Source organism: Citrobacter sp. H12-3-2 (genome assembly GCF_009649895.1).
Classification (GTDB): domain Bacteria; phylum Pseudomonadota; class Gammaproteobacteria; order Enterobacterales; family Enterobacteriaceae; genus Citrobacter; species Citrobacter portucalensis.
The window spans coordinates 3,485,462-3,501,813 of sequence record NZ_CP045837.1 but is presented as its reverse complement, the minus strand read 5'-3'; the positions used below and the strand labels follow the sequence as shown (position 1 = coordinate 3,501,813).

Annotated in this window: 12 protein-coding genes; 7 read left to right on the top strand and 5 right to left on the bottom strand. The window is 54.2% G+C overall.

The window, feature by feature from the left end:
- The first annotated feature begins 37 nt into the window (after positions 1-37).
- Entirely contained in the window at positions 38-1,171 is a 1,134-nt protein-coding gene (wzz(fepE), locus tag GHC22_RS16875) for an LPS O-antigen length regulator Wzz(fepE) (protein WP_153753584.1), read from the top strand.
- A 46-nt stretch (positions 1,172-1,217) separates the two neighbouring features.
- On the opposite strand, the gene fepC is transcribed toward wzz(fepE), so the two are convergent.
- From fepC to fepD, 3 genes are read right to left on the bottom strand one after another with little or no spacing between them, the layout of a single operon-like run.
- Entirely contained in the window at positions 1,218-2,015 is a 798-nt protein-coding gene (gene fepC, locus GHC22_RS16870) for an iron-enterobactin ABC transporter ATP-binding protein (RefSeq protein ID WP_032941813.1), read from the bottom strand.
- Entirely contained in the window at positions 2,012-3,004 is a 993-nt protein-coding gene (gene fepG, locus GHC22_RS16865) for an iron-enterobactin ABC transporter permease (protein ID WP_194841948.1), read from the bottom strand. Before fepG ends, fepC begins: the two co-directional genes overlap by 4 nt.
- Positions 3,001-4,008: a Fe(3+)-siderophore ABC transporter permease gene (fepD, locus tag GHC22_RS16860; protein WP_032942654.1), complete on the bottom strand. Its 1,008-nt coding sequence runs from the start codon at positions 4,006-4,008 to the stop codon at positions 3,001-3,003. The genes fepG and fepD overlap by 4 nt, the downstream gene beginning before the upstream one ends.
- A gap of 109 nt (positions 4,009-4,117) precedes the next feature.
- On the opposite strand from fepD, the gene entS reads away from it, so the two are divergent.
- On the top strand, positions 4,118-5,353 hold the full coding sequence (gene entS, locus GHC22_RS16855; RefSeq protein ID WP_003831193.1) for an enterobactin transporter EntS: 1,236 nt from the start codon (positions 4,118-4,120) through the stop codon (positions 5,351-5,353).
- Between the two features lie 60 nt (positions 5,354-5,413).
- Here the strand turns inward: entS and fepB are convergent, their stop codons facing one another.
- A complete protein-coding gene (gene fepB / locus GHC22_RS16850) occupies positions 5,414-6,370 on the bottom strand; it encodes a Fe2+-enterobactin ABC transporter substrate-binding protein (RefSeq protein WP_153753582.1) in 957 nt (318 codons plus the stop codon).
- Positions 6,371-6,557: 187 nt separating this feature from the next.
- Between fepB and entC the strand changes: the two genes are divergently transcribed.
- Genes entC through entH form a run of 5 tightly spaced genes read left to right on the top strand, consistent with a single transcriptional unit; the run spans position 6,558 to position 11,417 of the window.
- Positions 6,558-7,733, top strand: a complete 1,176-nt coding sequence (gene entC, locus GHC22_RS16845) for an isochorismate synthase EntC (RefSeq protein ID WP_153753580.1) — start codon at positions 6,558-6,560, stop codon at positions 7,731-7,733.
- A gap of 31 nt (positions 7,734-7,764) precedes the next feature.
- Positions 7,765-9,375, top strand: coding sequence for a (2,3-dihydroxybenzoyl)adenylate synthase EntE (gene entE, locus GHC22_RS16840; protein WP_153753578.1), 1,611 nt, complete (start codon positions 7,765-7,767; stop codon positions 9,373-9,375).
- A 13-nt stretch (positions 9,376-9,388) separates the two neighbouring features.
- Positions 9,389-10,246 (top strand): isochorismatase, encoded by an 858-nt coding sequence (locus GHC22_RS16835; protein ID WP_153753576.1) that lies wholly within the window; start codon positions 9,389-9,391, stop codon positions 10,244-10,246.
- Positions 10,246-11,001, top strand: a complete 756-nt coding sequence (gene entA, locus GHC22_RS16830) for a 2,3-dihydro-2,3-dihydroxybenzoate dehydrogenase EntA (RefSeq protein WP_153753575.1) — start codon at positions 10,246-10,248, stop codon at positions 10,999-11,001. Before GHC22_RS16835 ends, entA begins: the two co-directional genes overlap by 1 nt.
- Before the next feature lie 2 nt (positions 11,002-11,003).
- Positions 11,004-11,417, top strand: coding sequence for a proofreading thioesterase EntH (gene entH, locus GHC22_RS16825; protein ID WP_003022055.1), 414 nt, complete (start codon positions 11,004-11,006; stop codon positions 11,415-11,417).
- A 38-nt stretch (positions 11,418-11,455) separates the two neighbouring features.
- Here entH and GHC22_RS24840 read toward each other — a convergent pair whose 3' ends face one another.
- Entirely contained in the window at positions 11,456-15,865 is a 4,410-nt protein-coding gene (locus GHC22_RS24840; RefSeq protein WP_153753574.1) for an autotransporter outer membrane beta-barrel domain-containing protein, read from the bottom strand.
- Positions 15,866-16,352 lie beyond the last annotated feature (487 nt).

Here is a 16,352-nt window from a genome sequence, read left to right as displayed (position 1 = left end):
ATGTTTTTCTTTTGGGAAAGTATTCAGGCTACGCAACATGTCATCATTAAATATAAAGCAAGATAACGTTTCGGAATTTACTGGGTATCCTCAGCCAACGGCAAACGCAAATGAAATCGATTTAGTGAATCTAATCGAAATCTTATGGCGTGCAAGAACCAAAATTATGGCGACCGTTTTCGCCTTTGCCTGTGTGGGTATTCTGGTCTCTTTCCTGCTTCCGCAAAAATGGACCAGTCAGGCCATCGTGACGCCGGCAGAAGCGGTTCAATGGCAGGGACTTGAGAATACACTGACCAAATTGCGCGTGCTGGATATGGATATTAGCGTTAGCCGTGGTGATGTGTTTAACCTGTTTATCAAAAAATTCCAGTCGCCTTCATTGTTAGAAGAATATCTGCGCTCTTCGCCTTACGTAATGGATCAATTGAAAGGTGCTGATATCGACGAAATGGAGTTGCATCAGGCAATTGCCAGACTCAGTGAGAAAATGAAAGCGGTTGACGCCAACCGCGATAAGAAGAACGAAACTTCGCTGTATACCGCATGGACGCTGAGTTTTACCGCGCCTCAGGCCGAAGAAGCCCAGTCAGTGCTGAAGGGATATATCCAGTATATTTCTGCCCTTGTGGTGAAAGAAACGCTGGAAGATATTCGTAATAAGCTGTTCATCAAAACCAGCTATGAGAAAGAAAGACTGGAGATGGATCGCGTCAGGCTTAAGAATCAGTTGGAAGCAAAAATCCAGCGACTGAACTACTCGCTGGAGATCGCCAATGCCGCCGGGATTAAAAAACCGGTCTACAGTAATGGCCAGGCCGTGAAGGATGACCCCGATTTCTCTATTTCACTGGGTGCTGACGGCATCGAACGTAAATTAGAAATAGAAAAATCAGTGACCGATGTAGCTGAAATTAACGGTGACTTGCGTAATCGCCAATATCACGTTGAGCAGCTGTTAGCGATGAATGTGAGCGACGTAAAATTCACACCGTTTAAATATCAACTTTCACCTTCGCTGCCGGTGAAAAAAGACGGTCCGGCTAAATCGATGATCGTTATTCTGGCCGCATTACTGGGGGGGATGGTGGCGTGTGGTGGTGTTCTGTTGAACCATGCCATGATGTCGCGTAAGCAAAAAATGACGTTTATTGATCAGCAACTGGTGTGATGAATTGTCGTATGGCGGCAAGCTGGCCGCCATACTGTAACGCGTGTTATTTGTTGCGTCCAAGCGGCACCACTAACGGCGTTCCGGCAACCGGATCGTCGATAATCATACAGCGCAGTCCATAGATTTTTTCAATAAGCTGCGCGGTGACGATCTCCTTCGGTGCACCCTCGGCAATAATTTTTCCGTCACGCAGCGCGATCAGGTGTGTTGCATAGCGACAGGCCTGATTCAGGTCGTGCAAAACGGCGGCCAGCGTGTAACCTTTTTCCCGGTTTAGCTCACTCAGCAGTTCCAGCAGATCGATCTGATGACTGATATCCAGCCAGGTGGTGGGTTCATCGAGCAGCATAATTGACGTTTCCTGCGCCAGCACCATCGCAATCCATGCACGCTGACGTTGTCCGCCGGAAAGGGTATCCACACTTTGTGATGCCAGGTGGGTGATACCCGTCGCCTGCATGGCGTTTGAGACCGCAATTTCATCCTCTTGCCGCCAGCGGGTAAACAGCGGCTGGTGTGGGTAGCGTCCGCGGGCAACCAGCTCCTGTACCGTAATATCCCCCGGCGTGGTGGCGTTTTGCGCCAGCAAACCTATTCTGCGGGCGACTTCTTTGCTGGCATAGTGCTGAATATGCTCGCCATCGAGCCAGACCTTGCCGTGCGCGGGCGTCATCAGACGACTCAGCGTGCGCAGTAGCGTTGATTTCCCGCAGCCGTTTGGCCCGATAATCGCGGTGAAATGGCCGTCGGGAATCGATACATTGAGGTTTTCCGCCACGGTAAACTTGCCATAACCCAGCGTTAACTGGTCGCCACGCAAACGGGCTACTGATTCGATCATTTTTTGCGGGACTCCTGAATTAACAAGACGATAAGATAAATACCGCCGAGGCTTACGGTGACAACGCCCACCGGAAGCTGATAAGGCATAAACAGCTGTTGGGCGCATAAATCCGCCATCAGCAACAGCAACGCGCCGCACAGCGACGACAGGGTTAATCCCCAGCGCGATGTACCGCTTATACGTCGCGCGATATGCGGCGCGACAAGAGCAATAAACGAGATAGGACCGGCCAGCGCGGTGGCGGCAGCGGTCAGTACCACCGCAACCAGCATCATCATCAGACGTGAGCGCTCAACGCTGACGCCAAGCGCACAGGCGCTGTCATCACCCATTTCCAGTAAGCGCATCCGGCGTACCAGCAGCGCGGCGCACACCAGCATGATGATAATCAGCGGGGCAGAAGGCCAGGTTTTGGCCCAGGTCAGGCCATTGAGCGATCCGGCGTTCCACAGCCCAGCCGTCAGCGCGGTTTCTAATGATGCTTTCAGCAGTAGCCAGGTGTTGAACGCCACCAGCATGGCGCGAATGCCGATACCAATAATAATCAGCCGGAAGGTGTCGATCCCATTGCGCCAGGCGAGCGCCCAGACCACCAGAGAGGTCAGAATCCCACCCAGCATGGCCGCCAGCGCGATAGCGGTGAGATGCTGTCCGAACAGCACCATTGCCACCAGCACACCGCTCCAGGCTCCGGTATTGAAACCCATCACATCCGGGCTGCCCAGCGGGTTGCGCATCAGCGACTGAAATATTGCGCCGCTCACGCCGAGAGCCGCGCCAATCAATAGCGCCATGAGCACGCGTGGCAAGCGCCATTCGGTCACCACCAGCGTAATACTGCGCGGCGCATCGCCAAGCAGGGCGGCAATAATTTGCTGGGTTTCCAGCGTAACAACGCCGCTACGCAGGCTCCACAAACCAATGACGAGACAACCTGCAACCAGCAGCAGGCTGCTGATTATCAGGCGGCGGGAGAGGTGCATCATGCGCCACCCCCGCGCGATTTACGGCGTACCAGAAAGATAAGCACCGGTGCACCGATAAACGCACTGACTACCGACACGCGCAGCTCGCCGGGGACAATCAGGCGACCGATTATATCGGCAATCAGTAACAGAGTAGGCGTTGCCAGTAGGGTTACGGGCAGTGACCAGCGGTGATCCGCCCCCACCAGCCAGCGCGCCATGTGCGGCATCATCAGGCCGATAAAGGCGATAGGACCGACAATCGCGGTCGCGCTGCCGCACAGCACGGTAATAACCAGCAGGCCAATAAACTGCGTGCGAGCGACTTTACTGCCAAGCGCGGTAGCGGTGTCGCTGCCGAGGCTCAGACTATTCAGAGCGCGACTGAGGAACAGTGCGACAGCCGCGGCAATCAGTACCGGTACCAGCACAACTTTCAGCGTTTGCAGGCTGCGGATATCCAGTGAGCCGGCTTGCCAGAAACGCAGCTGATCGTAAACGTCCGGGTTGAGCAGGGCGATGCCGGTGGATAATCCTTCCAGCACCGCGCCCAGCGCGACGCCCGCCAGGGTCAGACGTACCGGGCTTAACTGCCCGCCGCCCTGACTACCGGTAAAAGCTACGATCAGCGATGCAGCCAGCGCACCGCAAAAGGCCATCAGCAGCTGTTCTTGCGCAGAGGAAAAGCCGAACAGCGCGGCCCCCAGCACAATAGCGAAGCTGGCGCCGGAGTTGACACCCAGAATGCCGGGATCGGCGAGAGGGTTACGCGTGAGCGTTTGCATAAGTGCGCCAGCCAGGCCCAGCGCGCCACCGGCGAGCAGCCCCGCCAGCGTGCGCGGCAGGCGCGCGTCCAGCACGATGGTGCAATCAGCACTTTGACAACTGCCGGTGAGCGCATCCAGCACCACGGAGGCAGGTAGCGACTTGGCGCCAATAACCAGACTTAATACCGTGGTGAGAACAAGTAATAACAATAGTCCGGGCACGGCGAAGGCACGTGTCGCGGAAACAGAGCATGACATATCAACTTCCCTGATAATGATAGTAATTATCGTTATCGATCTTATTTGAATATGTTAGCATGTGCAGCCATCGAATGGATATTGAAAAAGTACCTGGTAAGGCTCTGTAATGAATCGACAATCCTGGCTGCTCAATCTCAGCCTGTTAAAGACCCACCCAGCATTTCGCGCTGTCTTCCTCGCCCGTTTTATTTCCATTGTCTCTCTGGGGCTACTCGGCGTGGCGGTTCCGGTACAGATCCAGATGATGACCCAGTCGACCTGGCAGGTGGGTTTGTCGGTGACGTTGACCGGTAGCGCAATGTTTATTGGCCTGATGGTGGGCGGAGTGTTGGCCGACCGCTATGAGCGTAAAAAAGTGATCCTGCTGGCGCGTGGAACCTGTGGTATTGGCTTTATTGGCCTGTGTCTGAATGCGCTGCTGCCCGAACCGTCGTTGCTGGCGATTTATCTGCTTGGCTTATGGGATGGTTTCTTTGCCTCTCTGGGCGTGACCGCATTGCTGGCTGCGACGCCAGCGCTGGTTGGGCGCGAGAATTTGATGCAGGCAGGGGCGATTACCATGCTGACGGTGCGTCTGGGATCGGTAATTTCACCGATGCTTGGCGGGGTGCTGCTCGCGACTGGCGGCGTGGCCTGGAACTACGGACTGGCGGCGGCGGGAACCTTCATTACCTTACTACCGCTGCTGAGCCTTCCTGCGTTGCCGCCTCCGCCGCAGCCGCGCGAGCATCCGCTGAAATCGCTGCTGGCAGCATTTCGCTTTCTGCTTGCCAGCCCGCTGATTGGCGGCATTGCGCTGCTCGGTGGTCTGTTAACCATGGCGAGCGCCGTGCGTGTGCTGTATCCGGCATTGGCGATTAACTGGCACATGTCGAGTGCGCAAATTGGCCTGCTGTATGCGGCTATTCCGCTGGGGGCAGCCGTGGGCGCATTGACCAGCGGACAACTGGCGCACAGCGTTCGCCCGGGACTGATTATGCTGGCATCGACCGTGGCTTCATTTCTGGCTATCGGCCTGTTTGGCTTGATGCCCGTCTGGCAGCTTGGTGTGGTTTGTCTGGCGCTGTTTGGCTGGTTGAGCGCGGTCAGCTCTTTGTTGCAGTACACCCTGTTACAGACGCAGACGCCGGAAGCGATGCTCGGGCGAATTAACGGTTTGTGGACGGCGCAAAACGTCACCGGCGATGCGATTGGCGCGGCGTTGTTAGGTGGTCTGGGCGCGATGATGACGCCGGTTGCTTCGGCAAGCGTGAGTGGATTTGGGCTGGTGATTGTCGGTCTGTTACTGCTGCTGCTGTTGGGAGAAGTGCGCCGATTCCGGCAGGTCCCCGTGAATGTCTGATCGCGTTGTGCTCTACGGTTGTAGGCCGGATAAGGCGTTAGCCGCATCCGGCGCTGAACATTAAAACAGAGCCGACAGACGTTGCAGCAGCAGCGTGGCGCTGTAGTAGTCGAGACGGAAGGTTTCCGTACCCAGGGCGTAAACGCGTTTATTCTGCACGGCTGGCAGATGCGCCAGAAGCGGATTGGCGTAAATAGCGTCGGCATCTTTGCTGTCGCCAGCAAACAGGAACAGCGCTTCGCCGTTCAGGCCTGCTGCCAGGTTCTCACCGCCAAGCTGGATGATATCGTGGCGTTTGCCCTGACTCTGGCTGGTGTGCAAGTTGGCAGGCAGCGTTGCCAGCGTGAACCCTAACTGCTCCATCAGCTTGCCTTGCGCTGACTCAGGCGTCCACAGGTTGGCGCTGTACGCCGCGGCGGTATATACCAGCGCGCTGACCGGCTGTGGTGGCAGGGTAATATGTTGCTTAACCGCCTGAAGTTGCTTATCAAACTCGGCAATTCGCGCAGCTGCCTGTTGCTCCTGACCGGTAATTTCACCTAACTGGGTCAGCAGCGACTGCCAGCTTTTATCGTCGTAATTAATGATGAGCGTTGGCGCAATGGTGGACAGCTGATCGTATAGCGCGAGGGCAGAATCTCCCCCAGTGGCGCTTACCAGAATCAGATCCGGCATTTGAGCTGCGACGGCTTCGGCGCTCGGTTCGCCGATATACAGGCGGCTCACTTTGCGTTCTTTTGCTACTTCGCTCCACTGACGTAAAAAGCCCTGCGCATCGCCGATGCGATTGTTCGGCGTAGTGGCACCGCTGGCAATGACCGGGGCATCAATCGCCAGCAGCGAGCCGGTGAGGGTCACGCTGGTGGAGACAATTCGCTGCGGCTTATGCTCAAGCGTATGCGTGCCGCGGCTGTCAGTAACCTGACGCGGCCAGTCGGCGGCGTGACCTGAAGAAATTCCTGAAAGAGATAAACCTGCCAGTAAGAGCACGGTGCGGCAAAAAGAGGGGAGACTCACGAATCGGCTTCCTGTTATCAGTATGAGTAATGCTTCTCATTTTCATTGTTAGCGAGCAAGGATGCAAGCCAAAGTCGCACATTGTGCTACCACAAGAGTTGACATACCGCCGCTTTACTTTTAGGTTAGCGACCGAAAATATAAATGATAATCATTATTAGAGCCTTTATCATTTTTGGAGGATGATATGGATACGTCACTGGCCGAGGAAAAAACGCAGACTATGCCGACGCTCGCTCCCGACAGTTTTTTCTTTATGTCGCCGTACCGTAGTTTTACGACGTCAGGATGCTTCGCCCGCTATGCGGAACCGGCAATTGATGGCGATTCGCCAGACAGCCCTTTCCAACAGAAAATGAACGCACTGTTTGCTGATGCCAAATCGCAGGGCATCGCGAACCCTGTCATGGTCGGGGCGATTCCCTTTGATACCCGCCAGCCATCATCGCTGTTTATTCCCCAATCATGGCAGAGCTTCTCTCGTACGGCGAAGCAGCAATCATCACGTTACTTTACCGCGCATCAGTCGCTGAACGTCGTTGAACGTAAATCGATCCCGGAACAGGACTTTTTTGAAGATATGGTCGCCCGGGCGGCTGCGCTGACGTCCACTCCGGAAGTCGACAAAGTGGTGTTGTCACGCCTGATCGATATCACCGCCGATGCCAACATTGACAGCGGTGCGCTGCTGGAGCGTCTGGTGGCGCAAAATCCAGCGAGCTACAACTTCCATGTACCGATTGAAGACGGCGGCGTATTGATTGGTGCCAGCCCGGAACTGCTACTGCGCAAAGAAGGCGATCGTTTCAGTTCTCTGCCGCTGGCGGGCTCTGCACGTCGCCAGCCTGATGATGTGCTGGATCGCGAAGCAGGGATCCGCCTGCTGGCGTCTGAGAAGGACCGCCATGAGCACGAACTTGTGACGCAGGCGATGAAAATGGTATTGCGCGATCGCAGCCGTGAATTGCAACTGCCTTCTTCTCCGCAGCTGGTTACCACGCCGACGCTCTGGCACCTCGGCACGCCGTTTGAAGGTAAAGCCAACCCGCAGGAAAACGCCCTGACGCTGGCGTGCCTGCTGCATCCGACGCCTGCGCTAAGCGGCTTCCCACATCAGGTTGCGCGCAAGCTTATCGCCGAGCTGGAGCCGTTCGATCGCGAATTGTTCGGCGGTATTGTCGGCTGGTGTGATGCCGAAGGTAACGGTGAGTGGGTGGTGACGATCCGCTGTGCGAAGCTGCTGCGCAATCAGGTGCGTTTTTTTGCCGGAGCAGGAATTGTTCCAGCCTCTTCCCCGGTTGCGGAATGGCGTGAAACGGGGGCCAAGCTCTCCACAATGTTGAATGTTTTTGGACTGCATTAAGAGCCTTGTGGACTGGCTTTAAGGAGCAATAATGAGTATTCCTTTCACCCGCTGGCCGGAAGAGTTTGCCCGCAGGTATCGTGAAAAAGGTTACTGGCAGGATTTGCCGCTGACCGACATTCTGACCCGTCACGCCGACAGCGACCATACGGCGATTATTGATGGTGAATTCCATCTGAGCTATCGCCAGCTGAATCAGGCCGCTGACAATCTTGCCTGCAGTTTGCGTTGCCAGGGGATCAAACCCGGCGAAACCGCGCTGGTACAACTGGGCAATGTGGCTGAGCTGTATATCACCTTCTTTGCGCTGCTCAAGCTGGGCATAGCTCCAGTGCTGGCGCTGTTCAGCCATCAGCGTAACGAACTCAACGCCTACGCCAAACAGATTGAGCCGGCACTGCTGATTGCCGATCGCCAGCATACGCTGTTTAGCGGCGACGATGTTCTTAACGCTTTTGTGGCCGAACACAATTCAGTGCGCGTGGTGTTACTGCGTAATGATGAAGGTGAACACAATCTGCAAACGGCGATAAACCAGCCTGCGACAGATTTTTCCGCCACGCCATCGCCTGCTGATGAGGTGGCGTACTTCCAGCTTTCTGGCGGGACGACCGGGACGCCAAAGCTGATTCCTCGCACTCATAACGATTACTACTACAGCGTGCGTCGCAGCAATGAGATTTGCCGCTTCACCGGGGAAACGCGTTATTTATGCGCAATCCCGGCGGCGCATAACTACGCCATGAGTTCGCCAGGCGCGCTGGGCGTATTCCTGGCCGGTGGCACCGTGGTGCTGGCGGCTGACCCGAGTGCCACTCTGTGTTTCCCGCTGATTGAACAGCATCAGGTTAACGTCACGGCGCTGGTGCCACCTGCGGTGAGCCTGTGGTTGCAGGCGATTGCGGAGTGGGGCAGTAATGCGCAACTGGCTTCGCTGAAACTGCTTCAGGTCGGTGGCGCGAGACTTTCCGCCACGCTTGCGGCACGTATTCCAGCCGAGATTGGCTGCCAGTTGCAGCAGGTCTTCGGCATGGCGGAAGGGCTGGTGAACTATACCCGTCTGGACGACAGTCCTGAGCGCATCATCAATACCCAGGGGCGCCCGATGTGTCCCGATGATGAAGTCTGGGTAGCAGACGCTGACGGCAACCCTTTAGCCCAGGGAGAGACCGGACGCCTGATGACGCGTGGTCCATACACCTTCCGCGGTTATTTCAAAAGTCCTGAGCATAATGCCAGCGCCTTTGACGCCAATGGCTTTTACTGTTCCGGCGATCTGATCGCTATCGATCCGGATGGCTACATCACCGTTCAGGGGCGTGAAAAGGATCAGATCAACCGCGGTGGGGAGAAAATCGCCGCTGAAGAGATTGAAAACCTGCTGCTGCGCCATCCAATGGTGATCCATGCCGCGCTGGTCAGTATGGAAGACGAACTGATGGGTGAGAAAAGCTGTGCCTGGCTGGTGGTGAAAGAGCCGCTGCGCGCGGTGCAGGTGCGCCGTTTTCTACGCGAACAGGGCATAGCGGAATTCAAATTACCCGATCGTGTTGAGTGCGTTGAGTCATTACCGCTGACTCCAGTGGGGAAGGTAGATAAAAAACAATTACGTCAGTGGCTGGCATCACGTTCACTGGCCTGAAGGAGAAATAGAAATGGCAATTCCTAAACTGCAGGCTTATGCGCTACCAACGGCGCTCGATGTTCCGGTGAACAAAGTCGACTGGGCATTTGACCCTGAACGCGCCGCGCTGTTGATCCACGACATGCAGGATTATTTTATCGGCTTTTGGGGCGATAACTGCCCGATGATGGAGCAGGTCGTCGCGAACATCGCCGCGCTGCGCCAGTACTGCAAAGAGCATAACATTCCGGTGTATTACACCGCTCAGCCGAAAGAACAGAGTGATGAAGACCGCGCTCTGCTCAATGATATGTGGGGACCGGGCCTGACGCGTTCCCCGGAACAACAAAAGATCGTTGAGGCGCTGGCGCCGGATGAAGCGGATACCATTCTGGTGAAATGGCGTTATAGCGCATTTCATCGTTCCCTGCTGGAACAGATGCTCAAGGAAACCGGGCGTAATCAACTGATCATTACCGGGGTGTATGCGCATATCGGCTGTATGACCACCGCAACGGACGCCTTCATGCGTGACATCAAGCCGTTTATGGTTGCCGATGCGCTGGCGGACTTTAGCCGTGACGAACACCTGATGTCGCTGAAATACGTGGCGGGACGTTCCGGGCGTGTGGTAATGACCCAGGAATTATTGCCGACACCGGTCCCGACCAGTAAAGATGCGTTGCGCAGCGTTATTCTGCCGTTGCTGGATGAATCTGAAGAGCCGATGGATGACGAAAACCTGATCGACTACGGGCTGGATTCCGTGCGCATGATGGCGCTGGCGGCGCGCTGGCGTAAGGTTCATGGTGACATTGATTTCGTGATGCTGGCGAAAAAACCGACCATTGACGCATGGTGGGCGCTGCTCTCCCGCGAGGTGAAGTAATGGCTGGATTTGATTTTGCCGGGAAAACCGTCTGGGTAACCGGCGCGGGTAAAGGGATTGGCTACACCACGGCGTTGGCATTTGCGAATGCTGGCGCTGAGGTGACAGGATTCGATCGCGAATTTCCTCAGGATAACTACCCGTTTGCGACCGAAGTGCTGGATGTGGCGAATGCCGGACAGGTAGCTGAGGTGTGCCAGCGCGTCCTCAAAGCGCGCGAGCGTTTGGATGTGTTGGTCAATGCCGCAGGTATTTTGCGTATGGGGGCCACCGATGCGCTGAGCGCTGAGGAGTGGCAGCAGACGTTTGCGGTTAACGTTGGTGGGGCGTTCAATCTGTTTCAGCAGACGATGGCGCAGTTTCGTCGCCAGCAGGGCGGGGCGATCGTGACCGTCGCGTCGGATGCGGCGCACATGCCGCGTATCGGCATGAGTGCTTACGGCGCGTCAAAAGCCGCGTTGAAAAGTCTGGCGCTGACCGTCGGACTTGAACTGGCGGGCAGCGGTGTGCGCTGTAATGTGGTGTCGCCAGGCTCGACCGACACCGATATGCAGCGCACGCTGTGGGTTAGCGATGACGCGGAGCAACAGCGCATTCGTGGATTTGGCGAGCAGTTTAAACTCGGGATTCCGCTGGGGAAAATCGCCCGGCCGCAAGAGATCACCAACACTATTTTATTCCTCGCTTCCGATCTGGCCAGCCACATTACGTTACAGGATATCGTGGTGGACGGCGGTTCCACGCTGGGGGCATGACGATGATCTGGAAGCGTCATTTAACGCTGGATGAACTCAATGCCACCAGTCAGAACACGATGGTGGCGCATTTAGGCATGGTCTATACCCGGCTGGGTGATGATGTGCTGGAAGCCGAAATGCCGGTGGATAGCCGCACGCATCAGCCATTTGGCCTGCTGCACGGCGGCGCATCCGCGGCCCTGGCGGAAACGCTGGGTTCAATGGCGGGTTATCTGATGACCCGAGACGGGCAATGCGTAGTGGGGACGGAACTCAACGCCACGCATCATCGGGCGGTATCGCAAGGGAAAGTGCGCGGCGTTTGCCAGCCGCTGCACCTTGGGCGTCAAAATCAAAGCTGGGAAATCGTCATCTTTGATGAGCAGGGACGACGCTGCTGCACCTGCCGTTTAGGCACTGCGGTGATGGGGTGAAGATAAGCGCGTCGTTTAGACGCGCTTCGTGACACCAGTTACCAGCTATAGCGCAGATTAAAACTCCCGTTGAGATCGCGGTAGTCGTTATTACCTTTCTGACCCGCCGCCTGGACGCTGACGTTCCACTGACTATTGAGATTCGCCTGAATTCCTACTTTTAGCTCGCTGCGATCGGCAGGAAGATCCTGTTTTACCGTTGCGTTATCAAATGATACGGCCAGATCGTCGGTGGAGTGTAGCCAGTTAATCTCTGCGAATGGCCGGACGGTAGCATCGACGAATGAAAGCTGGCTATCAATTCGCAGACCAAGACGTGTAGTCCAGCTATCGCCATTTTGCCCGTCTATGCGTGTACCATTTGTCTCAACGCTATCTGCCTCGTAGCGTTGCCAGATAACCTGCGCCTGTGGCGTCAGGCTTACTGTGTTAGCGCTGCTCAAGTTAATGTTGTAGCGGTAACCGCTTTCCAGCGAAATCGCGTGAGCCAGGGAGTCGTAATGCGTTGAACCGGCATTGCCATTCTCGACGCTGTTATTGTAGAAGCCATACTGATACCACGTATCAACATACCAGCCGCGATGTTGCCGGGCATCAGAGAACCAGGTGGCATACGCGCCAAGATTGTAACCGTCGATATCGCCTGTGGCTGTAAACTGACTGCCATCCGCGCCGCGATTTCCGGTGCTGTCGGTACTGCCGTCAAGGTAACTGGCCATCAGGCCAAACGTGATGCTTTGTTGTTCATCGCGCCAGATAGCAATATCGCTGCCAAGCTGAAACTGGGTGTAATCGCTGTCCATGTCGATATTGCCGTTGACAGCTGATGTGTCCGTTTTTCCGCCTTTAATTCGCATCCAGAAGCTTCCTTCGGCCGAGCGGTACTGGCTACCTTCACGATCGAATAGTGTTTGCATCTGCAGGTTACGCGCCAGCCATTGGTTGCCCAAATAAGCGCCGATGTCGGCGCGATATTGTGGATTCGATGGGGTTACGTCGCTGCCGCTGTCGTCAGGATCGACAGGTGTCACGTCGCTACCGCCGTCATCAGGATCAACCGGTGTCACGTCGCTGCCGCCATCGTCAGGATCAACTGGCATCACGTCGCTGCCGCCGTCGTCAGGGTCGACAGGTGTCACGTCGCTGCCGCCGTCATCAGGATCGACTGGTGTCACGTCGCTGTCGTCAGGATCGATCGGAGTGACGTCATCATCCGGGTCATCAGGCGTTTCTGCTTTGGAACGCAAATACCAGCTTTCGTTATCTTCATACAGACGATACTCATACAGGCCGATTTGAATCTGATTGCCAAGAGAAAACGCGTTATCTGATGACACCCCACCGACGTCGACAATCTCGATACCTTGATCGGTATATGCACCCACGCCATCCACATTATTGATGTAGAGTGTGGTGCTGCCGTTAACATTACCCGAGACAATGAGCTGGTCGGTTGGTGAATTATCATCGCCTAAAATGGCGTTAAGTGAGAGCTGACCGCCGTTGCCCGTGTAGTCGCCGTTGATGATTAACGCATTCCCGGGAGTCGTGCTACTGCTGCGGATTACACCTTGATTGGTTACGTTACCATTAACGATAAACTGGCTATCTGGCGTTGTACGATCACCAAAGCTTAGCAGGCCGACGTTGTTCACAGCACCGTTGATTACCCCGTTACCGCCGAGAGTGGCTCCAGTTTCAACATCGATGCTCTGCTTGCTCCCTTCAGAGCCAATAGCGCCAGAACTAGTCAACCACAGCGTTCCCTGCTGAATGTCTGTGATTCCGCTCCAGGTATTCTTTGCGGTAAGGGTGAGCGTGCCGTCTCCTTTTTTGGTCAGACTTTTACCGTCCCATCCCGTGGTGGCGTTGGGTGAGGTATCTGCAAGCAACCCATTGACGGTAAATGCCTGGCCCGCGTTCAGGGTGAACGTACCGTGTGCAGGCGTAGAGACCGCGGCGGAGTCTCCGGCGTACCAACTGAGCCCCACGCCCAATTCATATTGGGTATTATCAAGGGCATTAACCTGACCAGAAATCGCGATATAGTCGGGCAGGGTATCCGGATCGGTTGAGATCGAAGCGAAATCGCTCACGATTGCGGAGTTGGCATCAATTAGCGTAACCGTGTCGATGTCTGCCAGTTGATTGTCTGAGGTCAGCGCGTTGAGATCCAGCGCATTACCCGAATTGCTGATGTGTAGATCGCCGCCTGGATTAACCTGCCCGCCGGTAATTAGCGGGTTAGCGGACCGACTGGCCAGCGCCGCGGCGCTTAAATCGACGCTGAGAATACTGCTTTCTTTCAGCGTGACCTCGTCAGCATGCACGGTGCTGTAAGTTCCGGCTGCGTGGTCTGCCGCCAGCTCAAGGGTTCCTGCGTTAGTCAGCGTCGTGAGCGTGGAATCATCGGTAACCCGCCACAGGCTCTGGTCGGCAAGGTTAAGGTTGAGGATTGAATCAATACCCTGGTCGTTGAAGCTTTCATTAACCGAGGTTGCCCCAGCGAAATAAGAATCCGCGTCCATATTGAGGTTGATATATCCCCAGCCGCTGTTAACGATGTCGCCGGTTATGGTCATTTTCCCTGAGCCATTTACCGTCCCGCCAGGTAGAACATTCCCGCCCGAAGAAACTTTCGGATTCCAGATGGCAACGCCGCCGTCGGCGATAATGGTGGTATCGCCCGTCAGATTCATGATACCGCCTTCTTGCATCACCACGCCGTAACCACTGCCGTTAGCGCCGGTCATATCAATGGTCAGATTCTCACCATTGATGATGCCTGCATGGGTAAAATCCCCATCGCCGATGGCCCAAAGACCGTAAGGATTTTTACCGCTCATGATGATATCCGTATTGGATATATTGATCGTCGCGCCACTGTATTGGGCTGATGCGCCATAGCCGTTAACCGCGTAGATAGTGTTTCGCTGCTCTGCGGAACCGTTGAAATTTATGGTTGTCGGTGCGGTGTAAGGGGTGTTGGCCACAATACCGTTGGTCGTGTGGCCTGTGGAATTTCTTCCATCAATGCTGCTGCCTTCACCAATGTTGGCGACGGCGGCATGCATGCTGCTCATTAGTGTAAGAGCGGTGGACTGCGCGGTCGTGACGGTCAGATTTCTGGCATTGAATTCACTGTATCCTCGGCCGGTCAGGTAAATTGTTGATGCAGTCCCGTTTGCGCTAATGGCGCTGTCTGACCCTAAATCAACCACGCCGCCTTCTATTCGAAGCCCTTCCGTCTTCTGGCCGGTGACGTCAATGGTGAGGTGGTTGGCCTTTACTGTTCCGATGGTATCATCTTTACTGGTTGCCGAATAATCCTCAACAATCATCCCGTATCCTTCGGAGAAACCGTACACGGTAATGGTGGAATCATTGCCAAAATCCACGTTGCCGCTGATGTTCGCACCTGTACCGTTTGCGCGCTCGTTAGAGGTTGTGGAAAGGGTGATATCAAGGTTATCTGCCGTAAAATAACTTTGTGAACCAGAAACAAGTCCATATGCCGTACCTCCAGGCGTTGAGAGCGTAATTGCGCTGTTCTTGCCCAGATCAATTTGGCTGTATTGCCCCTCCTGGATACCATAAATCGTGGTGCCTGTTCCTGCCTCTGATACGGTGAAATCAATGTTCAGCCCGTTCGCGTTAACCTGGGTGTATTTTCCAAGATAGAGCGCGCTGCCGCCGGCTGTGCCGCTGGTTAATTCTATGCGGCTGTCATCCCCAAAATTGAGCGTGGTACCATTTGCCCAGTATGTGTCGATACCTACAGCCTTACCGGTTGCATCGGTGTTAACCTGGATTAATCCAGCGTTCATGGTTAACGTATTATTGTCGTCATAGAAATAGACACCCGTCGCATTACCATTTTGGGATTCGGTGATAATTTTACTCTTGTTGCCGAAGTTCAGCGTGGTGTTTTCTGTATGAACGTTAATTCCGTAAGCATCTTTTTTACTGATGGTGTTAATTGATATATTCTCGGCGTCTATATTTGTGCCTGGACTGGTGTTGTTAATATAAAGACCTGTGGTTGATGCTGCTTTCGCCGTTCCTGTGTCTGTAACGTTAATCTGTGTACCGGTACCTAAATTATTATTGGCGCTGTTATCAAGTTTTACCCCAATAGAACCACTATCACCGGTAACGTTAATGGTGGTTTTACCATTAATCTGTACGCCTTGCCCCCCTGAGGACAGACTTTCGATACCCGTGGTTCCATCGACAGATGTCACGGTATCGCCATCATTTAAGTTGATGGTTTCACCGCTAAGCGGGCCGTAGTCGCTGGCATGAACGCAATTTGCCATTAATCCAACTGCCGATAACACCAGGCCTGCGACGGTTGCGCGAACCCGTTGATCGCCCTGCGAGAGTTCTGACGTCACCACAAACATATTTCTCGCGATATTCCAGACGATGCGATAGCATTTATTCATAATTTATATCCTTATACGGCCATCCTGAACAACCTGGCGCTGAAAAATTCTGCTGAATTAATTTTATTTTTTTATGTGGGGTATTTTGTCATTAAAACTGGTGCTGCAGGTATATTCTTTGTTTTGAAATTGGTGATTAAGGTGAAATAAAGCACTTACTGCATACAAAATCAGGATGGTCTGAATCTCTAAGAGCAATAACCGTTAAGCTGAGAAATTCAGTTTAATATTGTTAATTAATATCCTTATTAATAATAAAAATATTAAGTGGCACGCTCAGCATCATGCTGAGAGGAGAATTGGATAAAACATAGAGGTGTTGGCACATACTGCGCAATTTTTTCAGTTGTCTCTGCGTTGATAGTGATCAAGTTAACAATACAATGTAAAAAATCAGTGATATATCTGCTTTGCATGGTTGTCAGGTTGTTAAATTCAGAAAAGATGTTATAGAAACAAAATGTAACATCTCTCTGGATCGGACAAC